Below are 26,738 nucleotides of genomic sequence, written 5' to 3' on the forward strand. Positions count from 1 at the left end.
ACCATGGCAAAGGGTGCTCGAATGAGTCAGGATCAGAATGGGGAAAAGCCGGTCGTCATCGTCACGGGCGGCGGCAGCGGCATCGGTGCGGGGGCCGCGCGGCGGCTGGCCCGCGAGTGGCAGGTGGCGATCTGCGGTCGCCGCAAGGAACCGCTCGACGCCGTCGCGGCGGAGACGGGCGCGGTCCCCTTCGTCAGCGACATCGGCGACCCGGAGGCCGCACGCAAGCTGATCGCCGACGTGGTCGCGCATTTCGGCCGGCTCGACGGGCTGGTGCTCAACGCCGGCATCCTGATCAACGCGCCGTTCGGGGAGATGAGCCTGGATGCCTGGAACCAGCAGATCGGCATCAACCTGACCGGCCCCTTCGTGCTGGCCCAGGCGGCGCTGCCGCACCTGCTCGCGCGCAAGGGCGCGGTCGTCTCGATCACCTCGGTCGGCGGGATGCAGACGGGCCCGGGCCTCGCCGCCTATTCGGCATCCAAGGCCGGCCTCCAGTTGATGACCCAGGCGCTCGCCTATGAACATGCCCGCGACGGGCTGCGCGCCAATATCGTCGCGCCGGGCTGGATCCGCACCGAAATGGGTGACGAGGAAATGGAGACGATGCAGATCGCCGACGACCTCGAAGGCGCCTATGCCAAGGTCAGCGAGTTCGTGCCCCAGCGCCGCGCCGGCAGCTCGGACGAGGCCGCCGAGGCGATCGCCTGGCTGCTCTCCCCCGCCGCCTCCTTCGTCAACGGCGCGGTGCTCGCGGTCGATGGCGGCTCGCTGGTCGCCAATGTCGGGATGACCTTCTTCGACAAGATCACCGAGGGAGCGGCGTAAGCGGCCGTCCTGCCGCAAAACTCTCATCGCCCCAGCCTTCGCTGGGATGACGGAAAAGGGAAAATCGCCCGGCCGCGCCAACGACGCGGCCGGGCTTTTTCGTTTACAGGCTGCGGGTGACGCTCGCGCCGAACCAGCGCGGCCGGGCATAGGCCTGCTGGGTGAAGCCGAACGGACCCGACAGATCGAGATTGTAGAGCCGGTACTTCTTGTCGGTCAGGTTGTTGACGAAGCCCGCAATCTCCCACTTGCCGTCGCCGAAGCCATAGGTGACGCGGGCATTGCCGACGACCCGGCCCGGCTGGCGATCGACCGGCGCGTTGAAGGTCGAGAGATATTGCGCGCTGTCATATTTCCAGTCGGTCTGGAGCGCGAGGCGGCCAGGACCCGCATCGAGCTCGTAGCGGACCAGCCAGCCGATGCTCCACTTCGGCGCCTGCGGCATGCGGGTATTGGCGACGCGGCCGCCGGGCAGGATCACGCCCTTCACCTTGCTGTCGAGATAGGTGGCGAAGGTCTGGAGGTAGAGGCCGTCGACCGGACGGGTGTTGAACTCGGCCTCGATGCCCTTGATCGTCGCGTCCTTGTTGCGGACGGCGAGCGCCAGGTCGACCAGCTCGAACGCCTGATAGTCCTTATAGTCGTAGTAGAAGGCCGACAGGTTCAGGTGGGTCGTGCGATCGAACAGGGTCAGCTTAACGCCGCCCTCATAGTCGGTCAGCACCTCTTCCTTGAACGGGATGGTGGTCAGGTCGCCGGGGTTGAACGCCGGGGTGCCGAAGCCGCCGCCCTTGATGCCGCGATTGACACTGGCATAGATCAGCGTGTCCTCGTTCGGCTTGAAGTTGATGCCCGCCTTGCCCGACCAGTCGTTGAACTTCTGCCGCGCGAGCTTGCCGACGCTGGCGCGGTCGAAGGTGAAGTCGGTCACGCCGTTCTCGGCATGGGTGAAGTCGATCGTCTTGCGGTCGGCCGAATAACGCAGGCCGCCGATCAGGGCGACCTGATCGGTCAGGTTGTATTCGAGCTGGCCGAACCCTGCGAACGAGGTCGTCTTGAGCCTGCCGCCATAGATCTCGCGGAGGCCGAGGCTGCCGCTCAGGTCTGTGTCGTAGCCGTTATCGCTGACGATCTTGATCGCATAGCCGCCGATCACCCAGGTGGCGCGGTCGCTGCTGTTCGACAGCCGCAGTTCCTGCGAATATTGGTCGAGGTTCTGGCTCGTCGAATAGGCGAAGGTGCTGGCGGGCGACATGTCCGCGTCCTCACCGTAGCGCTTCTTCAGATATTGATAGTCGCTGATCGAGGTCAGCGTGACGCCGCCCAGGTCCTGCACATAGCGCAGCGACGCGCTCCAGTAGCTGCGGCTGAAATAGTTCGGGCCGTTGAACGCGACCTTGAACGGGTCGTTGCCCGCCTGGACATAGCCGAACATGTCGCAGCCGGCGCAGGTGCCGAACGGGTTCTCGTTCGGCCCGACATATTCGCCCAGGCCGTCGGCATTGGCGATCGCGGTGCGGTGCGAATAGAGGCCGCCGGTCCGCTCCTTGTCGTTGCGCAGGCCCTGCAGCTTCAGCGTGAACTCACCGCGCTCGCCGACATCGCCGGCGAGCTGGAAGCGGCCGCCGTAGAACTTCGAGTTGCCGAGGTCCTTGCCGATGCTATTGTCGATGTAACCGCCATGATGATTGGTGGAGAACGACAGGCGGGCGCGCAGCGTGTCGCTCAGCGGGCCGCTGATCGCGCCTTCGGTCGCCACCTGGCCGTAGCTGCCGACGGTGACGGTGCCGAAGCCGGAGAGGTCGCGGGTCGGCTTGGCCGACACGACCTGGATCAGACCGCCGGTGGCGTTGCGGCCGAACAGCGTGCCCTGCGGGCCGCGCAGCATCTCGACCCGCTCGAGGTCGAACATCTGGCCGCTGATCGCACCGAGCGCGCTGATGTAGACCTCGTCATTGTAGAAGGCGATCGGCGCCTCCTGCGAGTCGGCGAAGTCGTTCTGCGACACACCGCGGATGTTGAACACGGTCAGGGTCGGGCTGTAGGCGAGCACCTGCACGCTCGGCAGCTTGGTCGCCAGCGCGGAGATGTCCTGGCGGCCGAGGTCGGCCAGACCCTGCTTGCCGAGCGCGCTGATCGCGACGCCGACCTTCTGGATATTCTGCTCGCGCTTCTGCGCGGTGACGACGATGTCGCCATAGGCCGGCGCGTCGGCCTCGGCGGTCGCACCGCCGTCCTGCGCCAGCGCTGCGCCATGGGCGCCCGTCAGCATCAGCGTGGCGGCCAGCGCCTTCACGCTGGCCTGCGACAGGCGGCGAAGCTGCGATTGCATCATACCCTTTTTCTCCCGGACATATATCGAACTATATCCGGTCTTGTCCGCAGGGGCGTTGGACAAGTCAATTGAATATTCAATCAAATAGGCAGTTCCTATCGAGCTGCGACCTTTCGGCCACACTCATAATGTCTATACATTTTTCCGGCGAAACTCGATTATCTTCGGTTTCAATGACTTGGCGGATCGGGATGAGCATGCCGCCCGATCCGCTCCTCACGCGCCGGCGAGCGACGCCTTCCAGGCTTCGGCCATCTCGTCGATCACCTGCCGCTGGAAGGCGAGCGACTTCGCCCCCGGCTGCTGCGGAACGAAGATGTCGAGCGTCGGGTCGATCACGTCGGTGCGGTGGCCGCTGAGCGTCTCGATGATGGCGAGCCCGAGGAACGGCACCACCGCCTCCGAATAGCCCCCCTCATGGACGACGATGATCTTGCCGCCGCACAGCCGGTCGGCGAGCGCCATCAGCTCCCCGGTCATCGCGCGGAAGGTCTCGCTGTGCACGAGCATCCGGGCGAGCGGATCGGCGGCGCCGGCGTCGAGACCGCTGGCGACGACGATCAGGTCGGGGCGGAAGCGCTCGATCGCCGGGATCACCAGCGCCCGCAGCGCATGGCGATAGGCCTCGTCGCCCGCGCCCGGCGGCAGCGGGATGTTGAGGTTGCAGCCCGCGCCCCTGCCCTGGCCGCGATCCTCCTCGCCGCTATAGCCGGGCGGGAAGCAATTCTCCTGGTGGAGCGAGATGGTGAGCGTGTCGTCGCGATCATAATAGACCGCCTGGGTGCCGTTGCCGTGGTGGACGTCCCAGTCGACCACCGCGACGCGCAGCGCGCCATGGCGCGCGCGGGCCGCCTCGATCGCGATCGGGATGTTGCACAGCAGGCAGAAGCCCATCGATCCGTCGGACAGGCAATGATGGCCGGCCGGGCGGCACAGCGCATAGGCGTTGCGATGTCGCCCCGACAGCACGTCGTCGACGGCCCGCTTCGCCAGCCCCGCCGACAGCGCCGCGATCTCGTAGCCGCCCTGGCTGAACGGCGCGAAGCCGCCGAGGTCGCCGCCGCCCGCGTCGCTCGTCGCCTTGAACCGGTCGATATAATCGACCGTGTGGACGCGCAGCATGTCCTCGCGGGTGACGGGATCGGCGCTCGCCACCGCGAGATGGTCGATCAGGCCGCTCGCCTGCACCAGCGAAAGCAGTCGCCGCTTGGAATCCGGCGTGTCCGCGCCCGCCGCACCCGAGGGAGGCTGCACCCATCCGCCCACCGGCAGGAACAGCGCCTGCATCCCGACCGAGTGCCAGAAGCAGCGTTCGTCGGTGTAGAAACCGGTCGTCATGTGAATACCGCCATGTCCGGGCCGGGCGCGTCGCCGCACCCGGCCCCTTGTTGTCAGAACTTGATCGAGGCGGAAAGGCCGTAGGAGACCGGCTCGCCATAGATCTCGATGCGGAAGAAGCTGATATTGTTGATGTAGGTCAGATAGTCCTTGTTGAAGATGTTCTTGCCCCAGGCCGCGATCTCCCAGCCGCCCGACTTGCTGGCGACGGCCAGCCGCGCGTTCTGCACCCAATAGGCGGGCGCCCGGTCGAACAGCTGGTTGGTCGCTTCCAGATAGCGCTTGGCGGTATATTTGAAGTCGGTGCTGCCGATCAGGTCGAGGTCGTCGTTCAGCGGCACGCTCTTCTGGATCATACCCTGCGCGGTCCATTTCGGGGTGTTGACCGGGCGTTTGCCGTCGAGCGGCACCGGCCCCGCATAGGTGGTGATGACCGCCGTCGTGTTGCGGAACTTGGCGTCGAGATAGCTGCCGCCCAGCCGCACCGTCCAGCTGGGATCGGGCCGCCAGGTCAGCTCCGCCTCGGCGCCGTAGGTCCGCGATCCGCCGATGTTGCGCGTGATCGGCACCAACGGCGACAACGGATCGTCGACGTTGGTCTGGATGTCCTTGTAATCGTAGAAGAAGGCCGCGAGGTTCAGGTCGAGCGTGCGACCGAGCAGCCGCGACTTCGACCCGATCTCATAAGCGGTCAGACGTTCGGGATCGAAGGTCGTGATCACGCCACCGAACGGCACGCTGTAGCCGCCGCTGCGGAAGCCGCGCGAGATCGAGGCGTAGAAGAGCTGGTCGCGCGACGCCTTCCAGTTGATGCCGCCCCGGAAGGAGGTGGTGCCGTCGGTGCGATGCGCAACGAGCGCGTCGACCGGGATCACCGGCGTCACCAGGTGGCGGCGGCCCGAGGGATCGTCGGCGCCCAGATAGGCGGCACCGTCGATCTTGGTGCGGTCGTTGGTGTAGCGCAGGCCGACGATCAGCGAGAGCTGGTCGGTCAGCGCATATTCGTTGTTGGTGAAGATCGCGAGCGAGCGGACCTTCTGCTTGAAGTCGGCGGCCAGACGCGGCGCGAAGGGTGGCAGGCCGGGCAGCGGATTCTCGATCGTGTTGGCGCTGTTCGCCTCGTCGATCGAGTCATGCTCGAAGAAGCCACCGATCAGGACGTTGAGCCGGTCGAACTTCGCGGTGGCGCGCAGCTCCTGGGAGAATTGCTTGATCCGGCTGTAGAGGAGCTGGTTGACCGCGATGTAGGGCGTGTTGTCGCCGTCGTCGACCTGGTCGCGGACGAACTGGTCATAGGCGGTGATCGAGGTGAGCTGGAAGGCGCCTGCCTCCTGCTCCAGCCGCAAATAGCCGCCAAACGCCGAATTGTCGGCCTTCCAGGGCGCGTCGGCATTCATGTTGCGGATGCTCTGCGTCTCGCGCAGGCCGCGCGGATCGGCGCCCGGCACGAACGGGCCGAACTTCAGGCAGGCGTCGCGATCCTTCTGGATCGCGCCGGTGAAGACGGCGGCGCAATAGCTGCCGTCCGGATTGAACAGGCCCGGGCTCTTATAGGGGGTGAGCTGGCTCTTGTCCTTGAAGCCATAGACCATCAACCGCGCGGTCGTGCCCTCACCCGCCCATTTGAGCTGCAGGCGGCCGGCGAGCTGGTTCGGCTTGCCGAAGTCCTTGCCGGTCAGCAGGTTGCGATAGGGGCCGCCCCAGCCCTGCGCGACATAATAGGAGGCGCGGGCGGCGACGGTGTCGCTGAGCGGCTGGTTGAGGAAGCCGTCACCGCGCACCCGGCCATAATTGTCGATGCTGGCGTTGAAGCCGCCGCTCGGGGTGAACTGGGGCTCCTGCGTGTAATAGTTGACCGAACCGCCCGTCGTGTTGCGGCCGAACAGCGTTCCCTGCGGCCCCTTCAGCGCCTCGACCCGCTGGATGTCGTAGAAGGGCATCGACAGCATGTAGGGCTTCGACTTGTAGACCTCGTCGATGTGGACCGCGACCGGCGAGTCGAAGTTCGACGCGAACTCGTTCAGGCCGATGCCGCGCACCGTGAAGGCGGGCAGGTTCGAGCTCGTCGTCGCGACCACGTTCGAGATCTGGTTGGCCAGCTGGTTGACGTCGGTCATCTGGTTGCGGCGCAGCTCGTCGGCGCCGATCGCGGTCAGCGAGATGCCGACATCCTGGACCGACTGGGCGCGCTTCTGCGCGGTAACGACAATCTCGCCGCCATCGTCGACGGCTGCGGCTTGGGCGGGCACGCCCTGGGCGGCCGCGATCGAGGCCCAACTCGCCGCGCCGGCGCACAATATGGCCATATGAAGCTTTTTCATCGATTGCCCCTATGTTGTTTCGACAGGACGCCGGTTCACCGGCGCATTCCTCCGGATCGCGCTGCCGTCGGCTCTCGGGCCGGTCGGCTTCTCGTTCGATCGTCGGTGGGTAACAGCAGGGCGGAAAGCCGTCCCGCCTGCCCGTGCCATTTGATCGTCTGGCCGTGCCAACCTGCTCCGACGGCTGTCCGGGCCGTCGAAGTTACTTGAAACTTCCATGAATCCATTCATCATGGCGGCCAGCGCCGGTGCCTTTGCCCGTCAAGGAAAGGGAGCGAGCATGGGGTCAATGCCAACATCGTCGGATGCGAGCCAGTTCGCCAGTTCGCTGCGCGCGGCCTATGGCGTCTACGACACCGAGCCGACTTCGTCCGCCATCCGTTCGGCCGGCACGCTGACCCCGGTGTCGCGCGGGCCGTTCGAGGGCTATCTGGTCCACGCCAATGCCGTGCGCAGCCGGCGCCCTGCCCTGCGCGACCGATGGGAGGAATGCGCCTTCATCCTGATGCCGCTCGCCGGCGACATCCATGTCGACCATTATGACCGGCAGAACGTCCTGACGGCGGGCGACATGGTGCTGATGGATTCGCACGCACCGTCGACGATCGACGCCTTCGGCCGCAACCGTTCGGTCGTGCTCGCCATGCCGCGTTCGAGCGTGTCGCAGCTTCGTCCCGACAGCGACCGGCTGTTCGGCCGCCGCCTCCAGGGCCGCAAGGGCATCGGCAACATGCTCTCCGCGATGCTCGCCAGCATCGTCGACGCCGACGCGGAGGAGGAGATGGACGCGCGCGATTCGATGCTGACCTTGTCGGTGACGATGTCGCTGCTCGACCGGCTGATCGAAAATCGCCCGGACAGCGACTCGCATCGCCGCTCCCGCGCCGAGGCCGAGATCGGCAAGATGCGGTCATGGGTGGTCGAACATGCTGCCGATCCGGACATGAGCATCGAGACGCTGGCGCGCCGCTTCGCCCTGTCCCGCCGCAGCCTCTACCGCCTGTTCGGCGAAGTCGGGGCGACCCCGCGCCAGTGGCTCGCCGACGTGCGGCTGGACGAGGCGCGCAAATGGCTGGTCGCCGGCGATCCCCGCTTCCGCACGGTCAGCCAGGTCGCCTTCGCCGCCGGCTTCAACGACAGCAGCCACTTCAGCCGCCTGTTCAAGCGCCGCTTCGGCGTCCTCCCCGGATCGCTGGCGCGCTAACCTAGGTCGGCCGGCCGAAGCCCCCGCCGCCCGGCGTGTCGATCACGAACACGTCGCCCTCCCGCATCTCGACGCTCTCGGTCGACCCGACCGTCTCGACCGTGCCGTCCGCCCGCCACACATGGTTGCGTCCGGCCTCGCCGGGCTCGCCCCCGTCGAGGCCGAAGGGCGCGACCCGGCGGCGATTGGACAGGATCGTAGCGGTCATCGGCTGGCGGAAGCGGATGCGGCGGCGGATGCCGTCGCCGCCGCGATGGCGGCCGGCCCCGCCCGATCCGCGACGCACCTCGAACGCCTCCACCAGCACCGGGAAGCGCCATTCGAGCACTTCCGGGTCGGTCAGCCGGCTGTTGGTCATATGCGTCTGCACCGCGGCGGTTCCGTCGAAATCCGGGCCCGCCCCGCTGCCGCCGCCGATCGTCTCATAATATTGGTAGACCGCGTCGCCGAAGGTGAAGTTGTTCATCGTCCCCTGCGCGGCAGCCATCGTCCCGGTCGCGCCGTAAAGCGCGTCGGTGATCACCTGGCTCGTCTCGACATTGCCCGCGACCACCGCCGCCGGCCATGCGGGGCGCAGCATCGATCCCTCGGGGATGACGATGTCGATCGGCTCGAGGCAGCCGTCGTTCATCGGTATGTCCTCGTCGACCAGCGTGCGCATCACATAGAGCACCGCCGCGCGGCAGATCGACGGCGGCGCATTGAAGTTGCTCGCCTGCTGCGCGCTGGTGCCGGTGAAGTCGACCACCGCCCGCCGCGCCGCACGGTCGACCCGGATCGCCACGGCGATGTGCGATCCGTCGTCCAGCTCATAGGCGAAGGCGCCGTCGTCGATCCGGTCGAGCACGCGGCGCACCGCCTCGGCCGCATTGTCCTGCACGTGGCGCATATAGGCGGTGACGGTGTCGCGCCCATAATGGGCGACCATCTTGCGGATTTCGTCGGCACCGCGCGCGCAGGCGGCGATTTGGGCGCGGATGTCGCCGACATTGCGATCGGGATCGCGCGCCGGCCAGGGGCCGGAGGCGAGCATCGCGCGGAACTCCATCTCGCGCAGGCGTCCGTCCTCGACCAGCCGGAAGGCGTCGAACAGCACCCCTTCCTCGTCGAGGGTGCGGCTGTCCGGCGGCATGGACCCCGGCGTGCGCCCGCCGATATCAGCATGATGGCCGCGCGCAGCGACGTAGAAGGAGCAGCGACCGTCATCGTCGAACACGGGCATCACGACCGTCAGGTCGGGCAGGTGCGTGCCGCCATTATAGGGATTGTTGATCAGATAGGCGTCGCCGGGACGCAGCCCGCGCGGCGAGCCGAGCGCCGCGTCGCGGACCGCGCGCACGCTGTCCCCCATTGATCCGAGATGCACCGGCATGTGCGGCGCATTGGCGACCAGCGCGCCCTCCGCATCGAACAGCGCGCAGGAGAAATCGAGCCTTTCCTTGATGTTGACCGAGAGGGCGCTGTTCTGGAGCGCCTGTCCCATCTGCTCGGCGATCGCCATGAACAGGTTGTTGAAGATCTCCAGCCGGACCGGATCGAGCATCGTGCCGTCGGCCCCGGCCCGCTGCTCGCGCGGCGCGACGCGGCTGAGGACCAGGTCGCCCGCATCGGTGGCCCGCGCCGACCAGCCCGGCTCGACCACCACCGTCGCGGTGCTGTCGTGGATGATCGCCGGCCCGGCGATCGACCGGCCCGGCGCCAGCGTCTCGCGCGCCAGCACCGGCGCGTCGTGTCCGGCGCCGTTCGCGAACATCCGGGTCTGTCGCGGCTCCGCTTCGGGCGGCGGCTCCGCGCTGCCGGCCGCGGGTTCGGGCCGGATCGCGGGCACGACCAGCTCGACCGCGACCGATTCGACGATCAGCGGCACGTCGGGCATCGCGAAGGTGAAGCGCTGCCGGTAGCGTTCCTCGAACAGGCGGCGGATCGTCGCCTCGTCGGCTTCGTCGATCTCGATACCGGTGTCGGTCCCCTGATAGCGGACCAGCAGGCTGCGGCGGAAACGCGCGGCGCCGGGATCGAAACCGTCGGTCACCACCTGCGCGCGGCATTCGCCCTCCAGCGCATCCATCAGCGCGGCGGCCTCCGCCAGCGCCTCCTCGTCCAGCGCCACCTCCACCGCGCGATGGCGCAGGATGCGCTGGTCGGCGAGGCCGATGCCATAGGCCGACAGCACCCCGGCGAGCGGGTGGATCATGACATGCCCCATGCCCAGCGCGTCGGCGACCAGGCAGGCATGCTGGCCCGCCGCCCCGCCGAAACAGGCAAGCACATAGTCGCCGACGTCATGCCCGCGCGCGACCGATATCTTCTTGATCGCATTGGCCATCCCGTCGACCGCGATCGCCAGGAAGCCCTCGGCCAGCGCCTCGGGCGTGGTCGGCGGCAGGCCGGCGGCGGCGACCTCGTCGGCCAGTGCCTCGAACTTCCGCCGGACGATTGCGGCGTCGATCGGCTGGTTGCCGTCCGGCCCGAACAGCTTCGGGAAGACGTCGGGCTGGAGCTTGCCCAGCAGCACGTTGCAGTCGGTGATCGTCAGCGGCCCGCCGCGGCGATAGCAGGCAGGCCCCGGATCGGCCCCGGCGGATTCGGGGCCGACGCGCAGCCGGGTCCCGTCGAAGCGGCAGATCGACCCGCCACCCGCCGCGATCGTGTCGATGCTCATCATCGGCACGCGCAGCCGGACGCCGGCGACGACCGTCTCCAGCGTCCGTTCGTAGCTCCCGGCATAATGCGATACGTCGGTCGAGGTGCCGCCCATGTCGAAGCCGATCACCTTGCCGAAGCCGGCGGCCTCGGCGGTGCGGACCATGCCGACGATGCCCCCCGCCGGCCCCGACAGGATCGCGTCGCGCCCCCGGAAGCGCTCCGCCCCGATCAGTCCGCCATTGGATTGCATGAAGGCGAGCGGCACCCCGTCGCCCAGCGCCTCCGCCACCTGGCCGACATAGCGGCCCAGCACCGGCGACAGATAGGCGTCGACCAGCGTGGTATCGCCACGACTGACGATCTTCATCAGCGGGCTGACCCGGTTGCTTACCGAAACCTGGGTGAAGCCAATGCCGCGCGCGATCTCGGCGATGCGATCCTCGTGCTCCGGAAAGCGATAGCCGTGCATCAGCGCGATCGCGACGGCGGTACAGCCGGCGGCGAAGGCCTCGTGCAGTTCCGCCTCGACATGCTCCACGTCGAGCGGCTGCAGGATGTGTCCCTCGGCATCGACCCGCTCGCGCGCCTCGATCACCCGCCGTTCGAGCCGGTCGGGCAGGACGATGTGGCGATCGAACAGCCGCGGGCGGTTCTGGTAGCCGATGCGCAGCATGTCGCGGAAGCCGACCGTGGTGACCAGCGCGACTGCCTCGCCCCGCCGTTCGAGCAGGGCGTTGGTGGCGACGGTGGTACCCATTTTCACGCTGGCGATCCGGTCCGCCGGGATCGGATCGGCGGCGGCGAGGCCGAGCAGGTCGCGGATGCCCTGGATCGCCGCATCAGTATAGCGTTCGGGATGTGACGACAGCAGCTTGCGCGTCACGATCCGGCGATCGGGCGACAGCGCTACGAGATCGGTGAAGGTGCCGCCCCGATCGATCCAGAAATGCCAGCCGGCCCCCGCTACTTCGTCACGCATCGCTTCACCCAACCCGGAACGTCATCAAGGCTGGCTGGTCCGGATCGCGACGATTTTCAAGGCCAGGCTGTCACGGACGTCATTCCGACACGCCCATCCATTCGAGGGTGAGCCGCCGCACCGTGTCCCAGACCTTGGCATGCCCGCCAGCCAGCGCGAGCCAGGCCGCACCGAGCACCGGCAACCCCAATGTGCCGCTCAATCCGCCCAGCCGGTGGCCATAGGATGCCGGATCGGCTCCCGCATCGATCGCTGCGATCGCCTGGGCGAAGCTGTAGCGCAGCCGGGCGATCATCGCCTCCATCGGCTCGCGCCCCATGATCTGCTCCAGCCCCTCGCGCGTCGCCGCGCCCTCGTCGATCGCGTCGAGCGACAGCCAGCGCCGCAGCAGGCCGTGCAGGTCGGTCGCGGTGAACGGCTTGGGCAGCCAGCCGTCGAAATCATGCTCGAGGAAATAGCGCTCGCCCCGGGGAGGCCGATGCGCGGTGAAGGCGATGATCGGTACCTTCTTCGTCCAGTCGGCGGTCTGGCGGATCGGTACGATCCCGCGCAGGCCGGTGATCCCCGCCATCTCGATATCCATCAGGATCAGCGAATATTGCTGGAGGCGCACCGCCTGGAAGGCGGCGGGCGCATCGGGCGCGACGTCGACAGCATAGCCGCTACCCGCGAGCAACGCCCTCACGATTCCACCGAATGCCGGCTCGTCGTCGACGACCAGCACGGGATGACCATTTTTCCTGTTGCCCGCCGAAGGCAGGTCGAAACTCGTGATGACAGACATATCAGCCCCGATCCATCCATTGCCACGGGCTCCCGGCTCCCCGGGAGCACGGGACCGGCTACCGACGGTCGACGGCCCATGGCCGACGGCGGACGATGCGGCGCGACGCTCCCCACGGCGCGACCGGTCGCCCTGATCGATCCCGAATGACGACGCCGTCGTCTACGCCTCGCACCGCTCCCCCATCGGACGGTGCGATCGACGGCCATCCGGCCTCCAGCCCCGCCGGCACTGTAAACGCATTCGAACGGCCGGCGATCCTCCGTAAAATCCGGGAGCCGCCGAAAGCCCCCCGCCCCGCCCGCAAATGGTGGACAGGACCGAAGCAGGGACGATAGGCAGGCGCGACAGCTTTTCGGAGGGGCACCAGATCATGACGTCGTCGCGCAGCATCGCCCGCCATCTGCCCTGGATCGCGGTGGCTGGCCTAGGGGCGCTCGCCGCCGGCGGGATGGCGATCCAGCGCGGCGAGCAGGTCAACGCGCTCTGGCTCGTCGTCGCGGCGCTGTCGGTCTACCTGATCGCCTATCGCTACTACAGCCTCTATCTGGCGCACAGCGTCGTAGGGCTCGATCCGGCGCGGGCGACGCCAGCCGTCCGCCATGCCGATGGGCTCGACTTCGTGCCGACCGACCGGACCGTTCTGTTCGGCCACCACTTCGCCGCCATCGCCGGGGCGGGCCCGCTCGTCGGCCCGGTCCTCGCCGCACAGATGGGCTATCTTCCCGGAATGCTGTGGCTGCTGGCTGGCGTCGTGCTCGCGGGCGCTGTGCAGGATTTCCTCGTGCTGTTCATCTCGATGCGCCGCGACGGCCGCTCGTTCGGCGAGCTGATCCGGCTGGAGATGGGGCCGCTGGCCGGCACCATCGCGCTGATCGGCGCCTTCATGATCATGGTCATCATCCTCGCGGTGCTCGCGCTGATCGTCGTGCGCGCGCTCGCCGACAGCCCGTGGGGCATGTTCACCGTCGCGGCGACGGTGCCGCTCGCGATCCTGATGGGCGTCTATACCCGCTGGATCCGGCCGGGCCGCGTCGGCGAGGTGTCGGTGCTGGGGCTGATCGGGCTCATCCTCGCCATCGTCTACGGCCAGACCATCGCGGAGAATCCCGCGACAGCCGCCCTGTTCACCTTCTCGGCGGTGCAGCTCTGCTGGATCCTGATCGGCTATGGCGCGGTCGCCGCGATGCTGCCGGTCTGGCTGCTGCTCGCCCCGCGCGACTATTTGTCGACCTTCCTCAAGATCGGCGCGATCGTCGCCCTCGCCATCGGCATCGCGATCATGCAGCCCGAGCTGCGCATGCCCGCCCTCACCCGCTTCGTCAACGGATCGGGCCCGGTCTGGTCGGGCGCGCTCTTTCCCTTCCTGTTCATCACCATCGCCTGCGGCGCCGTCTCCGGCTTCCACGCGCTGATCGCCAGCGGCACCACGCCGAAGCTGATCGCGTCTGAGACCGATGCGCGCTTCATCGGCTATGGCGCGATGCTGGCGGAGAGCTTCGTCGCGATCATGGCGCTGGTCGCCGCCTCGATCCTCGATCCGGGCGTCTATTTCACGATGAACGCGCCCACCGCGCTGCTCGGCACGACACCCGACAGCGCCGCGGCGGCGGTGACGGCGATGGGCTTCCCGATTGACGCCGCGACCATCGCGCAGACCGCGCGCGACGTCGGCGAGCACAGCATCATCTCCCGCGCGGGCGGCGCGCCGACCCTTGCCGTGGCGATGGCGCAGATCTTCAGCCATGTCGTCGGCGGCAAGGCGATGATGGCCTTCTGGTACCATTTCGCGATCCTGTTCGAGGCGCTGTTCATCCTGACCGCGGTCGACGCCGGCACCCGCGCCGGCCGCTTCATGCTGCAGGACCTGCTCGGCCTGATCTCGCCGCGCCTCAAGGATACTCAGTCGCTCGCGGCCAATGCGCTCGCGACGGTCCTCTGCGTCGCGGCCTGGGGCTTCTTCCTCTACCAGGGGGTGACCGATCCGCTCGGCGGGGTGAACACGCTGTGGCCGCTGTTCGGCATCTCGAACCAGATGCTCGCCGCCGTCGCGCTGATGCTCGGCACCGTCGTGCTGTTCCGGATGAAACGCCAGAGGATGGCCTGGGTGGCGATGGCCCCCGCCGCCTGGCTGGTGCTCTGCACCGGCACCGCCGGGCTGCTCAAGCTCTTCTCGGCCGATCCGCGCGTCGGCTTCCTCGCCCATGCCGCGAAGTTCCGCGCCGCCGCCGCCGATGGCGAGCTACTCGCCCCCGCCAAGTCGATGGCTGACATGCAGCGGATCATCTTCAACGACATGGTCGACGCGGCTTTGTGCCTGCTGTTCCTGCTGGTGGTGGTCAGCATCCTGCTGCTTGCGATCCGCGCCTGCCTCGACGCGCTGCGCCGCGACGCGCCGAGCGCGCATGAGACGGCGGTGGCGGCATGACGAACTGGCTCCGTCCCTTCCGCGCCGCGCGCAGGATGATGCAGGCGATGGTCGGCCTGCCGAGCTACGATGCCTATCTGGCGCACATGGCCAGCGAGCATCCTGACCGCGAGCCGATGGACTATCGCAGCTTCTTCCGCGACCGGCAGCAGGCGCGCTACGGCGGAAAGGACGGTGGCCGCTGCTGCTGAGCGCTACCCGAACAATCCTGCCCGGCTGAGGTCCGTAGCGACGCGCCTGAGCGCGGGCAGCAGGCGTGAGCGCAGGTCGGCCATCGACACGCGGCTGGCCTGCGTCCCGATGTTGAGCGCGGCGACGACCTTGCCGCCCTGATGGACCGGCACCGCGACCGAGCGCAGCCCGACCTCCAGTTCCTGGTCGACGATCGCATGGCCGCGCTCGGCCGTCTCGGCGAGGATCGCCAGCAGCGCGTCGGCGTCGGTCTCCGTCCTGTCGGTCAGCGCGACCAGCGGCGTGCTGCGCAGATACGCCTCCTGCTCGCGCCGCGATCGCGCCGCCAGCAGGATGCGGCCCATCGAGGTCGGATAGAGCGGAAGCCGGCTTCCCGCCCGCAGCGCGATCGACATGATCCGCGAGCTTTCCGCGCGCGCGATATAATAGACCTGCTCCTCCTCGCAGACGCCGAGCGAACAGGATTCGCCGATCTCGTCACGCAGCGCATCGAGCATCGGCTGTGCCCGCGACGCCAGCGGGCTCGACGACAGATAGGCATAGCCAAGCGCGAGCGCCTTGGGCTGGAGCGCATAGCGGTGCCCGATCCGCGCCGCATAGCCGAGGCAGACCAGCGTGTGCAGGCAGCGCCGCACCGCCGGCCGGCTGAAGCCGGTCTCCTGCGCCGCCTGGGCGATGGTCAGCGGCTCGCGGCGTTCTGCGAAGCAGCGAATCACCGCCAGCCCACGCGCCAGCGAAGTCATGAATTCAGGATCCTTGTCCGCGCCCGCCTCTTCGTCCGCCATTGCCCACCCCTCAGAATAACCGATTATCGGACTATAATCCTTTTATCGGTTGACTCAAGCGTCTGGGTGGGTCGAAACGAGGGAGACCGGAGATTGGCGGGAAGAGTGCGATGATCGACAAGGGATTTGCCAGTATCGACCAGGCGGTTGCGGACATCTTCGACGGGGCGTCGGTGATGGTCGGCGGCTTCGGCACCGCCGGCATGCCCGACGAACTGATCGACGCGCTGATCGCCCGCAACGTCGGCGAGCTCACGATCATCAGCAACAATGCCGGCAACGGCGAAACCGGCCTCGCGGCGCTGATCAAGGCCGGACGGGTGCGCAAGGTGATCTGCTCCTTCCCCCGTCAGGCGGACTCGCACCATTTCGACGCACGCTACCGCGCCGGCGAGATCGAGCTGGAGCTGGTGCCACAGGGCAACCTCGCCGCCCGTATCCAGGCGGCTGGCGCCGGCCTCGGCGCGATCTTCACCCCGACCGGCTTCGGCACCCTGCTCGCGGAGGGCAAGGAGACGCGGCGGATCGACGGCAAGGACTATGTGCTCGAATATCCGATCCATGCCGATTTCGCGCTGATCAAGGCGCAGCGGGCGGATCGCTGGGGCAATCTGGTGTACCGCAAGACCGCCCGCAACTTCGGCCCGATCATGGCGATGGCGGCGAAGACCGCGATCGCGCAGGTGGCCGAGATCGTGCCGCTCGGTTCGCTCGATCCCGAAGCGATCGTGACCCCCGGCATCTTCGTGCAGCGCGTCGTCCAGGTCGCGCCCGGCGCCGCCCATTGATCGGAGAGCAAGCATGAACCGCCTCAACCGCGAACAACTCGCCGCCCGCGTCGCCCGCGACATTCCCGAGGGCGCTTATGTCAACCTGGGCATCGGCCTGCCGACGATGGTGGCCAACTTCCTGCCGGTCGACCGCGAGATCTTCCTCCAATCCGAGAACGGCCTGCTCGGCATGGGCCCCGCGCCCGAGCCCGGCCAGGAGGACCCCGAGCTGATCAACGCGGGCAAGCAGCCGGTGACGCTGCTGGCAGGCGGCGCCTTCTTCCACCATGCCGACAGCTTCGCGATGATGCGCGGCGGGCATATCGACATCTGCGTGCTCGGCGCCTTCCAGGTCTCGACCCGCGGCGACCTCGCCAATTGGCACACCGGCGAGCCGGGGGCGATCCCGGCGGTCGGGGGCGCGATGGACCTCGCGATCGGCGCCAAGCAGACCTTCGTGATGATGGAGCTGCTGACCAAGCAGGGCGCGAGCAAGCTGGTCGAACGCTGCACCTATCCGCTCACCGGCCTCGCCTGCGTGTCGCGCGTCTACACCGATCTCGCGGTGTTCGACCTCGGCCCCGACGGCGCGACCGTGGTCGAGATGGTCGACGGCCTGACGATCGAGAAGCTGCGCGAGCTGACCGGCCTGCCGCTGGCGCTCGCTGCCCCGCGCGGCTGAACCGGAAACAAGATTTGCCCTTTATCCGCTCATCCTGAGTAGGGACTGAGCCTGGCGAAGGCCCGTATCGAAGGAGTGAGGCCTCGAACGCCCCTTCGAGACAGCATTTCGGCTTCGCTCAATGCTTTCTCAGGGTGAGCGGATCAACGACGAGCTCCATGCTCTCAAAGGAGTATCCCCGATGGCCGAAGCCTTCATCTGCGACGCGGTGCGCACCCCGATCGGCCGTTATGGCGGCATCCTGTCCGGCGTCCGCGCCGACGACCTCGGCGCGCTGCCGATCCGCGCGCTGATCGAGCGCAATCCCGGCCTCGATCCCGCGTCGATCGAGGAGGTGTTCTACGGCTGTGCCAATCAGTCGGGCGAGGACAACCGCAACGTCGCGCGGATGAGCCTGCTGCTCGCCGGTCTGCCGACGGCGGTGCCGGGCGTCACGCTCAACCGGCTGTGCGCGTCGGGGCTCGAGGCGGTGGGCGCCGCGGCGCGGGCGATCCGCACCGGCGAGATGGATCTCGCCATCGCCGGCGGCGTCGAGAGCATGACCCGCGCGCCGCTCGTCATCGGCAAGGCCGGCGGCGCCTTCGGGCGCGACCAGAAGCTCGAGGACACGACGATGGGCTGGCGCTTCGTCAACCCCGCGCTCGATGCGCTGCACGGCACCGAGACGATGCCGCGCACCGCCGAGAACCTGGCCGAGGATCACGGCATCAGCCGCGCCGACCAGGACGCCTTCGCGCTGCGCAGCCAGCAGCGCGCGGTGGCGGCGCAGGCGAACGGTTTCCACGCCGAAGAGATCATTCCCGTCACCGTCCCCGGCAAGCGCCGAGGCGAGACGTCGCAGGTCGACACCGACGAGCATCCCCGCGCCGACACCACGCTGGAGACGCTAGGCAAGCTCAAGCCGCTGTTCGGCCCGGCCGGCACGGTGACGGCGGGCAATGCGTCCGGGATCAACGACGGCGCCGCGGCGATGATCGTCGCCGGCGAAGCCGCCGCCCGCGCCGCTGGCCTCACCCCGCGCGCCCGGATCTTGGGCATGGCCTCGGCCGGCGTCGACCCGCGCGTGATGGGGATCGGCCCGGTGCCGGCGACGCGGAAGCTGCTCGCCCGGCTCGGCCTGTCGATCGACGCGTTCGACGCGATCGAGCTCAACGAGGCGTTCGCCAGCCAGTCGCTCGCCGTGCTGCGCGGGCTGGGCCTGCCCGACGATGCGCCGCAGGTGAACCCGAACGGCGGCGCGATCGCGCTCGGCCATCCGCTCGGCATGTCAGGCGCACGGATCGCGGCATCGCTGGTCCACCAGCTCGAACGGACCGGCGGCAGGCTGGGCCTCGCCACGCTCTGCGTCGGGGTCGGCATGGGCCTCGCGCTCGCGGTCGAGCGGGTCTGACGGCGCCGTCGGTCAGCTCATGAAGCCGCCGTCCGCGGTTATGGTCGCGCCGTTGATGTAGGACGCCGCGTCGCTCGCCAGGAAGGCGACGACCTCGGCGATCTCGCCCGGCCGGCCCAGGCGCTTGACGATCGTCCGCTCGATCATGTGCTCCATGATCTGGTCCTTGTGCGGATGCCCTTTCAGATAGTTGTGGGGCATGTCGGTATCGAGCGGACCGGGGGCGATGGCGTTGACCCGGATGCCCGGCCCCAGCTCCATCGCCGCGATCTGGGTCAGCATCAGCAGCCCCGCCTTGGCGATCGAATAAGCGGCGGTATTGGCGGTCGGTTTCAGCCCGGCCGAGGAGGAGATGTTGATGATCGCCCCCTTCCCCGCCATCAGCGGCGCGAAGGTCCGGATCATCAGGAAGGCGGATTTGCAGTTCACCTTCTGGACGCGATCCCATTCATTGGCGTCGGCGCCGACGATCGGGGAGAAGCTCAGCATCCCGGCATTGTTGACCAATATGTCCGCCCGGCCATAGGCCGAGCGGACATATTGGCCGAGGGTCGCGACCTGCACCGCGCTGGTGACGTCGGCGACACGGCAGCGCAGGTCGAGCCCGCGATCGCGGAAGCCCTGCGCGATCCGGCCGCCCGCATCCCTGCGGCGGTCGACCGCGACGACCCTGGCGCCGCCCGCCGCGAAGCGCTCGCACGCCTCCAGCCCGATGCCGCCCAGCCCGCCGGTGATGACGACGACCTTGTCCTCGAACCGCGTCATGCCGCCGGCCCCGCCGCGTCCATGAAGGGTCGGCGCAGCCCGGCCTTCTCCATCAGCGGCAGGATATTGGCAATGAAGTCGGGCAGGCCGCGTTCATAATCCATCCAGGTCAGGCACAGGCCGTCGACGCCGGCCTCCGACAGCGCGGCGATCTTCCCGGCGATGTCCTGATAGGAGCCGACCAGCGGAAATCCGCCGATATGCGCGGCGACATGGCGCAGCATCGCCGCGCGCTGATCGTCGGGCATGGCGGTGCCGCCCATCATCAGCCGGGTGAAATTCTCGACCGCGCCGATGTCCATCTCGGGGCCGCTATACTGCGCGACATAGGCGCGCGCGGCCTCGGCCGTCGGCGCACCCGCGACGCTGGTCGCGACCCATATCTGCATGTCGCGACCCCGCGCGTCGGCCATGGCGCGCAGCGCCCGCACCTGCTCGACCGCGCTCTCGGGCTTGTCGGGATTGGGGGAGATGAAGGCGATGTCGGCCCAGCGCGCGGCGAAGGCGTGCCCGGTCGTCGAGAAGGCCGCGTTCATCACCGGCGGGCGCGGGCTCTGCACGTTCTTCGGTTGCTGCAGGCCGCCCTCGATCGAGAGATATTTGCCGCGCAGGTCGAACGGCTCCTCCGCCGTCCACAACCGGTAGAGCGCTTCCATCCATTCGGCGCCCTGCGCGTAGCGATCGTCATGGCCGAGCGCGCCGACGCCGAACATCCGCATCTCGATCTCCATCCAGCCGGCGACGACGTTGAGCACCGCGCGGCCATGGGAGATGTGATCGATCGTCGAGAGCTGCTTGGCGGCGGCGACCGCCGGCATCGTCATCATGTTCACCGTCGCGACCAGCGCGATACGGCGCGTCGCGGCGGCAAGGCCGGCCGCCCAGGTGAAGGTCTCGAAGCTCTCGCCCCAGGGGTTGGTCTCGCCCCCGAAGCCGCGCCAGCGGGCGAAGGGCACCACCGCCTCGAAGCCGGCATCCTCGGCCATGCGCGCCAGCCGCACATTCTGGTCCCAGCTGATCCGGTGCCGGTCCGGCGAGGTGGTGAGCGCCCCGGCGCTCGCGACGTTCAGCCCGAACACGCCGAGCTTCATGGCGTTGGCATTGAACAGCGGCCCGGTCGCTGCGCAGTCCAGGCGGGGTTTCGGCTCGGTCATCGCGCCGCTCAGTCGTGCGCGAGCCGGCCGACGACCGTTTCGGCGATCGCATGGTCCTGCGAATAATGGCCGCCGGCGATGCCGACGGCGCCGGCCGGCTGCCCCTCGATCATGATCGGCACGCCGCCGGGCAGGATCGACAGCGATCCATCGCCGATCACCGAGGCGTAGAGCGCCGCATCGCCCTTGACCATTTCCAGCACGCCGAGCGTCGGCGCACCGAAATTGGCCGATGCCACCGCCTTGCGCTCGGCGACGTCGAGGTTGATGTAGCCGACGCCGTCGGCGCGCGCCGACGCGACGATCCGGCCGCCGCGATCGACGACGACGACGGCGACGCCGACGCCCTGGCTGCCCCCCGTCTCGACGGCATCGGTGACGATCTTCTGGGCGGTTGCGAAACTCAGCGACATCTTCTTCTCCCTGGGGGCGTTGATCTTGGGGGCGACGCCGGGCGTCTTGCGCGGGCGGGCCATGGTCAGTCGAACCGGTAGCGGACGGTGAGGCCGTAGGTGGCCGGCATGCCGGCGAAGCGGGTCGTGAAATCGGAATTGCGGGTGACGCCGTTCACGTAGAATTTGTTGGTGACGTTGCGGCCCCACAGCTCCAGCCGCCAGCGCTCGTCTGCCGCCTCGATCCCGGCGCGCAGGTCGACCAGGGCATAGCCATCGATCCTGAGACCGTCCTCGAGCGCCGCGACCGCGGGGTCGCCGCTCAGCAGCGCGCCAGTCGTGCCGCTCCGCGCGCTGACCGTCCCGCCGAGGAAGGCGTAGAGCTCGGCAAAGGCTGGGAAGCGATATTGCGCGTCAAGGCTTCCCTGCCAGCGCGGCGTATAGGGGAAGCGCTGGCCCACGAAGTCCGACGGCGTGCCATAGGGCCCGGTCGGGTTAATCGGATTGCGGTCGATCCGGGTGTCGACATAGGTTCCGCTCGCCGTCACCACGAAGCCGGTGACGGGCCGCAGCGTGGCGGTGATCTCGCCGCCCTGGACATGGTTCTTCGGGATCGAGACGAGGCTCGGCAGCGGCCCGAACACCGGATCGACCAGGAAACCGACGAGCTGCTTGTCGCGATAGCGGTAGTAGAAGGCGGCCGCCTCGATCTGGAGGCTGCGGCCGAAGCCCAGCTTGGCGCCGGCTTCGAAGGCGAGGACCGACTCCTGCGGCACCGGCCGGAGCTGGACGGCGGACGAGGCCGGCAGAGTCGGGAAGCTGCCCGACTTATAGCCCTTGGTGACATTGGCGTAGAGCAGCCCCTGCCCGCCCAACGTCCAGTTCAGGCTGGCGCGCCAGGACAGGTTGTCCTGATCGAGCCTGCCGGTCACGATCGGCACGGGCGCGCCGTTGGCGCCGAGCGTCCCGCAGCCGCCCGGCGGAATCGACTGCGGCGCGCCGGTAATGATGGTGCCGAGCAGGCCCAGCGCGGCCGCGATCTCGCCATTGCCGGTGTCGCGCACGCAGCCGGCGAAGTCGCGATCCTGATCGGTGTAGCGGACCGATCCCTGCAGGACGAGACGATCGGCGAGCGGCAGATCGACGCTGGCGAAGACCGCCTTCGAGGCGATCCGCTGGTCATTGTCGACGAAGAAGGCGTTGAACGGCACCGGGCCGACCGCCGTGCCCGAGGTGATCAGCGGATCGAACACCAGCCGCTCGAACACCTTGTCGTGCTGGTAATTGCCGCCGACCATCCATTTGAGGCCTGACGGCCTGCCGCCGGTCAGGCGGATCTCCTGCGCGAAGGTCTTGATCCGGCCGGTGTCGTCGGATCGGCCCGAGGCGAAGGTGGTGCCGTCGAGGTCGAGCGGGATGCTCTGCCGATAATCGGCATAGGAGGTCAGCGAGGTCAGCGTCATGTCGCCGCCCAGATCGACCTCGATCCGGCCGGCGACGTGATAGAGGCGATCGTCGCGCGCGAAATCCGCGCCGGGATCCCAGGCGGCGGCGCGCGGCGAGCGCGGCGACACCGGGAAGCTTTCCAGCGGAAAGGGGATCGGCCGCGCCATCGGCCCCGTCACCAGCGGCGTATAGGCGACCGTCTGCGGCTGCTGCGTATCCGAGGTGTCGTGCCAGGCCGTCGCCATCACCTGGGCGCGGACCGCCGAGCCTGGATGCCAGTCGACGATCGCGCGCCCGTTGACGAAGCGGCGGCGGCCGATCTCGTCGCCATTGGTGTAGCCGCGTTGCCAGTCGTCCTGGCGCTCGCCGCGCACCGCCACGCGCGCGGACAGGCTCTCGGTCAGCGGACCGCTGACGAAGGCTTCGCCGGTGATCTCGTTGAAGCGGCCGTAGGAGGCCTCGATCCCGGCCTTGAAGCTGTCGGTCGGCTTCGCCGCGATATAGTTGATCGCGCCACCGGTGGAGTTCTGGCCGAACAGCGTGCCCTGTGGCCCCTTCAGCACCTCGACCCGTTCGAGGTCGAGCATCGTGCCGCGCGTCATCGCCGAGAAGGGCAGCGGCTGCTGGTCGACATAGACTGAGACGCCCGGGCTGACGCCCAGCGTCGTGTCGTTGAAGCCGATGCCGCGCAGGAAGAAGACCGGCAGGCCGTAGACGGTGCGCTGGAAGGTGAAGCCCGGCACCAGCTTTTCGAGCTGCTCGCTGCTGGTGACGCCGAGCGCCTTGAGATGGTCGCCGGTCGCCGCATTGATCGACATCGGTACGTCGCGGAGACGCTCGGCGCGCTTCTGCGCGGTGACGATGATGTCGCCGCTATCGTCGGCGGCCTGCGGCTCGGCCGCCCGCGCCAGCGCGACGGTGCTCGATGATGCGAGCGCGGCGACCGCCAGGGCCCGCGCGATGATGCTGAACTGCTTCATGATCCCCTCCTTCACGTTCGGCTGGCCGCCGAATCTCGTCGGAGAGTTTTATGAATGATCTCTCATATAACTTCAATATGAGAAATTTCTCATCTTTCTATCCTGATGGCGCCTTCTCGCTACGGCCCAGCTTCGCTTCGAAATAGGAGCGCATGATCAGCGCCATTTCCCGCTTGATTTCGCTCCCGGCGCCGCCGCGTTCGAGCGCATAGGCGGACTTGAGGATCTGCAGCGCGACGATCGCCACCACCTTCACGTCGGCTTCCGGAGCATCCCCGGCCTTCGCGGCGAGCAGCGCCGCCAACGCGACCTCGAATTCCTGGTGCGAACCGGGGCGAAGCTGAAACTGGACCTGTGCTTCGTCGAGCGTCCCGAAGGCCGCATGCCGAATGATGCAGTCGAGCGTCGCGTCGAGCAGCACGTCGGCGAAGCCGGCCCAGTCGCCCGGCCGGATCGGCGCACAGGCCGCCTGCCAGGTCTCGATCAGGTCGATCGCATAGCGTTCGACCAATGCGCCGCCGAGCACCGCCTTGTTCGGGAAGAACTGGTAGAGCGATCCGATCGGCGCCCCCGCGCGCTGCGCGATCGCGTTCATCGACGCGGCGCCGTAGCCGACCTCGGCAAAGACCTGTTCGGCGGCGGCGAGCAACGCTTCGACCCGCTTGACCCCGCGGCTCCGCTGCGGCGCCTTCGGCTTAGCAACCTCCTGGCCGCGACCATCCGCCCGTTCCACCGCCTTCGCCAAGACCAGCGCCTCCCTCCGTTGGGGCGCAACCGGCGCCCGCTCTCGCGCCCAAGGCCTATGCGCCCCGCCGCCGTCCGGTCAACGCCCGGCTTCGATCGCGACACCCGGCGCGCCGCGGTCACGCGCCGGCGCAGATGAGGTCCGAGGCGCTTGACAGAAGATTGTATACACGCATACATGGGGCAGCTTTCACGAGAATCACAAGGGAGGAACGCGTGCCGGGCTTTAGCGCTAGGACATTCGGGAGATATTTGGTGTCGGCCGGGACGATCGCGCTCGCCGCACAGGCGCAGGCGCAGACCCCGCCCCAGCCGGTACCGGCATCGGACGAGATCATCGTCACCGCGCAGCGGCGCGTGGAACGGCTACAGGACGTGCCGATCTCCGCCAGCGTGATCAGCGGCGCCGATCTCCAGAAGAAGAACATGACCTCGCTCGAGCAGCTCACCGCCGAGACGCCGGCCGTGGTCGTGACCAAGGGCGGCGCCGCCAACCGCCTGTCGATCCGTGGCGTCGGATCGGGCGACAACAACCCGCTGTTCGAGCAGTCGGTCGCGACCTTCGTCGACAATGTCTACCAGGGCCGCTCGCGCTCGAACGGCGCGTCCTTCCTGGACGTCGCCCGGGTCGAGATATTGAAGGGCCCGCAGAGCGTCTATTTCGGCAACAACTCGATCGCGGGCGTGCTCAACATCGTCACCCGCGATCCCGGCGACCGCCTCGAAGGCTATGCCCGCGGCTCCTATAATTTCGACTTCAACGCCGCCACCGTCGAGGGCGCGGTCGGCGGCCCGATCAGCGACACGCTCGGCATCCGGGTCGCCGGCGTCGCGACGCGCGGCAACGGCTATATCCGCGACGAAGGCCTGGGCGGCCTGCGCATCCCGCGCGTCCGCTCCTATGCCGGCCGCGCCACGCTGCGCTGGCAGCCGATCGCGGAACTGACCTGGACGGTGAAGGCCAGCGCCGAGCATAGCCGCCAGACCGGCGCGATCGCCGACGAGATCGCCTATTGCCCGCCCGATCCGCTCTTCACCGCCGGCGCGACCGGAAGCTGCCTGGTCGCGCTCAACCGGGGCGAGGACGTCAAGCTCAACCAGGTCCGCTCGCACAGCCCGGGCCAAGGCATCGACCTCGACACGCAGAGCTACGTGTCGACCCTCGCCTATGACGCCGGTCCGCTCGAACTGTCGGCGATCACCGCCTACAGCCACACCAAGTACAACCAGCGGCTCGACACCGACGGCACCAGCGCGACGCTGACCCACTTCACCACGCCCGAGCGCTTCTCGCAGTTCAGCCAGGAATTCCGGATCGCGACGCCGCGCGACAGCTGGGTCGCGCTCGATGCCGGCGCCTATTTCAACCGGGAATATATCCATGGCGGCGTGAACTATAATTTCACGTCGCTCAACAGCCGGCTGACCGGCCCCTTCGCCGCGCTCGCGCCGCTCGGCTCGTTCGGCCAGTATGACGACTATCGCCAGCGGTCGAAGACCTACGCCACCTATGCGCACCTGACTTTCCGCCCGACCCAGGAACTGACCCTCAGCGTCGGCGGCCGCCAGAGCTGGGTCGACAAGTCGATCGTCCTCAACCAGGGCTTCGGCATCGCCGCGAACAGCTTCGGCGACATCACCCCCTATCCCGACGCGACGCTCCAGGCGCTCGGCAACCGTTTCGGGACGGCGGCGGGGCTCGGCGTCGCGGCCGTCCGCACCGCCCGCCGGCTGGACGCTCATTTCAGCCCGTCGGCGGTGCTGTCCTACCAGCCGACCCCGACGCTCAACCTCTACGCCAAATATACCAACGGCTTCAAAGCCGGCGGCTTCAACGGCCTGGAGCATACCGGCGCCGCGGCGGCCCTGTCCTTCGGTCCCGAATATGTCGACGGCTATGAAGCGGGCATCAAGAGCCAGTGGTTCAACCGCCGCCTGACCCTGAACGTCGCGGTGTTCCGCAACGACTTCAGCGACCTGCAGGTCTCCGCCTCGCAGAATTTCGGCGTCGGCGTGGTCAACGTCATCGGCAATGCCGGCGGCGCGCGCGCCCAGGGCATCGAGGTCGAGGGCCGCTGGCGGATCACCAACGAGCTCACGACCGGCCTCAGCCTGACGCTGCTCGACTCCAAATATACCGACTATCGCAACGCGGCGGGCAACGCGCTCGACGTCCAGCAGGGTCGCCCGTTCGTCGACCTGACCGGCACGCGGACGCGCTATGCGCCCAAATATAGCGGCAACTACACGCTCGACTATCTGGCGCCGATCACGAGCGCGCTGAAGCTGCACCTGAACGGCAACGCCTTCTTCACCGGCAAGTATAATTTCTCGAACAACAACGATCCGTTCCTCGCCCAGGACGCCTATGTCCGGCTGGGGGCGATCATCGGCCTGGCCGATGCCGACGATCGCTGGGAAGTGTCGCTGGTCGGCAAGAACCTGACCGACAAGCTGGTCCGGATCTTCGGCACCAACCTCGCCCAGTCGCGCGGCTCCTATCTGATCGGCACCGACGAACCGCGGAGCATCGCCATCCAGGCGAACCTGCGCTTCTGACGAAGGGAACCGGACC

General features: G+C 68.1%; 19 protein-coding genes. 8 read left to right on the forward strand and 11 right to left on the reverse strand.

Annotated features, from left to right (window positions below):
- Positions 1–21 precede the first annotated feature (21 nt).
- A complete protein-coding gene (locus B5X82_RS11140) occupies positions 22–828 on the forward strand; it encodes an SDR family NAD(P)-dependent oxidoreductase (protein ID WP_079648225.1) in 807 nt (268 codons plus the stop codon).
- A gap of 103 nt (positions 829–931) precedes the next feature.
- Here the strand turns inward: B5X82_RS11140 and B5X82_RS11145 are convergent, their stop codons facing one another.
- From B5X82_RS11145 to B5X82_RS11155, 3 genes are all read right to left on the reverse strand, one after another.
- On the reverse strand, positions 932–3,160 hold the full coding sequence (locus tag B5X82_RS11145; protein ID WP_235862661.1) for a TonB-dependent receptor: 2,229 nt from the start codon (positions 3,158–3,160) through the stop codon (positions 932–934).
- Between the two features lie 219 nt (positions 3,161–3,379).
- On the reverse strand, positions 3,380–4,501 hold the full coding sequence (locus B5X82_RS11150) for a class II histone deacetylase (RefSeq protein WP_079648227.1): 1,122 nt from the start codon (positions 4,499–4,501) through the stop codon (positions 3,380–3,382).
- A gap of 53 nt (positions 4,502–4,554) precedes the next feature.
- Complete coding sequence (locus tag B5X82_RS11155) at positions 4,555–6,822, reverse strand: TonB-dependent receptor (protein WP_079648228.1); 2,268 nt, start codon at positions 6,820–6,822, stop codon at positions 4,555–4,557.
- Between the two features lie 280 nt (positions 6,823–7,102).
- Here B5X82_RS11155 and B5X82_RS11160 point away from each other — a divergent pair, with 280 nt between their 5' ends.
- Positions 7,103–8,026, forward strand: a complete 924-nt coding sequence (locus B5X82_RS11160) for a helix-turn-helix domain-containing protein (protein ID WP_079648229.1) — start codon at positions 7,103–7,105, stop codon at positions 8,024–8,026.
- 1 nt (position 8,027) lies between these two features.
- On the opposite strand, the gene B5X82_RS11165 is transcribed toward B5X82_RS11160, so the two are convergent.
- Positions 8,028–11,651, reverse strand: a complete 3,624-nt coding sequence (locus tag B5X82_RS11165; RefSeq protein WP_079648230.1) for a hydantoinase B/oxoprolinase family protein — start codon at positions 11,649–11,651, stop codon at positions 8,028–8,030.
- A 79-nt stretch (positions 11,652–11,730) separates the two neighbouring features.
- On the reverse strand, positions 11,731–12,435 hold the full coding sequence (locus tag B5X82_RS11170) for a response regulator (RefSeq protein ID WP_079648231.1): 705 nt from the start codon (positions 12,433–12,435) through the stop codon (positions 11,731–11,733).
- Between the two features lie 373 nt (positions 12,436–12,808).
- Here B5X82_RS11170 and B5X82_RS11175 point away from each other — a divergent pair, with 373 nt between their 5' ends.
- Complete coding sequence (locus tag B5X82_RS11175; protein ID WP_176152531.1) at positions 12,809–14,863, forward strand: carbon starvation CstA family protein; 2,055 nt, start codon at positions 12,809–12,811, stop codon at positions 14,861–14,863.
- On the forward strand, positions 14,860–15,054 hold the full coding sequence (locus tag B5X82_RS11180; RefSeq protein WP_079648232.1) for a YbdD/YjiX family protein: 195 nt from the start codon (positions 14,860–14,862) through the stop codon (positions 15,052–15,054). The genes B5X82_RS11175 and B5X82_RS11180 overlap by 4 nt, the downstream gene beginning before the upstream one ends.
- Before the next feature lie 3 nt (positions 15,055–15,057).
- Here B5X82_RS11180 and B5X82_RS11185 read toward each other — a convergent pair whose 3' ends face one another.
- A complete protein-coding gene (locus B5X82_RS11185) occupies positions 15,058–15,798 on the reverse strand; it encodes an IclR family transcriptional regulator domain-containing protein (RefSeq protein WP_235862662.1) in 741 nt (246 codons plus the stop codon).
- 152 nt (positions 15,799–15,950) lie between these two features.
- On the opposite strand from B5X82_RS11185, the gene B5X82_RS11190 reads away from it, so the two are divergent.
- The 3 genes from B5X82_RS11190 to pcaF all read left to right on the forward strand — a co-directional run bounded on the left by B5X82_RS11190 (position 15,951) and on the right by pcaF (position 18,682).
- Positions 15,951–16,628, forward strand: a complete 678-nt coding sequence (locus B5X82_RS11190; RefSeq protein WP_079648234.1) for a 3-oxoacid CoA-transferase subunit A — start codon at positions 15,951–15,953, stop codon at positions 16,626–16,628.
- A 13-nt stretch (positions 16,629–16,641) separates the two neighbouring features.
- A complete protein-coding gene (locus B5X82_RS11195; RefSeq protein ID WP_079648235.1) occupies positions 16,642–17,292 on the forward strand; it encodes a 3-oxoacid CoA-transferase subunit B in 651 nt (216 codons plus the stop codon).
- Between the two features lie 181 nt (positions 17,293–17,473).
- A complete protein-coding gene (gene pcaF / locus B5X82_RS11200; protein ID WP_079648236.1) occupies positions 17,474–18,682 on the forward strand; it encodes a 3-oxoadipyl-CoA thiolase in 1,209 nt (402 codons plus the stop codon).
- A 12-nt stretch (positions 18,683–18,694) separates the two neighbouring features.
- Here pcaF and B5X82_RS11205 read toward each other — a convergent pair whose 3' ends face one another.
- The 5 genes from B5X82_RS11205 to B5X82_RS11225 form a co-directional block, all read right to left on the reverse strand.
- Positions 18,695–19,447, reverse strand: coding sequence for an SDR family NAD(P)-dependent oxidoreductase (locus B5X82_RS11205; RefSeq protein WP_079648237.1), 753 nt, complete (start codon positions 19,445–19,447; stop codon positions 18,695–18,697).
- Positions 19,444–20,601, reverse strand: coding sequence for an LLM class flavin-dependent oxidoreductase (locus tag B5X82_RS11210; RefSeq protein WP_079648238.1), 1,158 nt, complete (start codon positions 20,599–20,601; stop codon positions 19,444–19,446). The genes B5X82_RS11205 and B5X82_RS11210 overlap by 4 nt, the downstream gene beginning before the upstream one ends.
- Positions 20,602–20,609: 8 nt before the next feature.
- Positions 20,610–21,077 carry a GlcG/HbpS family heme-binding protein gene (locus tag B5X82_RS11215; protein ID WP_079648239.1) on the reverse strand — a complete coding sequence of 156 codons (468 nt, stop codon included), beginning with the start codon at positions 21,075–21,077 and terminating at the stop codon, positions 20,610–20,612.
- Positions 21,078–21,079: 2 nt separating this feature from the next.
- Entirely contained in the window at positions 21,080–23,419 is a 2,340-nt protein-coding gene (locus B5X82_RS11220) for a TonB-dependent receptor (RefSeq protein ID WP_079648240.1), read from the reverse strand.
- Positions 23,420–23,516: 97 nt separating this feature from the next.
- A complete protein-coding gene (locus tag B5X82_RS11225) occupies positions 23,517–24,164 on the reverse strand; it encodes a TetR/AcrR family transcriptional regulator (RefSeq protein ID WP_235862663.1) in 648 nt (215 codons plus the stop codon).
- Between the two features lie 254 nt (positions 24,165–24,418).
- On the opposite strand from B5X82_RS11225, the gene B5X82_RS11230 reads away from it, so the two are divergent.
- A complete protein-coding gene (locus B5X82_RS11230) occupies positions 24,419–26,722 on the forward strand; it encodes a TonB-dependent receptor (RefSeq protein ID WP_235862664.1) in 2,304 nt (767 codons plus the stop codon).
- Positions 26,723–26,738: the final 16 nt, after the last annotated feature.

It is taken from the genome of Rhizorhabdus histidinilytica, assembly GCF_900167915.1.
In the GTDB taxonomy this organism is placed as follows: domain Bacteria; phylum Pseudomonadota; class Alphaproteobacteria; order Sphingomonadales; family Sphingomonadaceae; genus Rhizorhabdus; species Rhizorhabdus histidinilytica.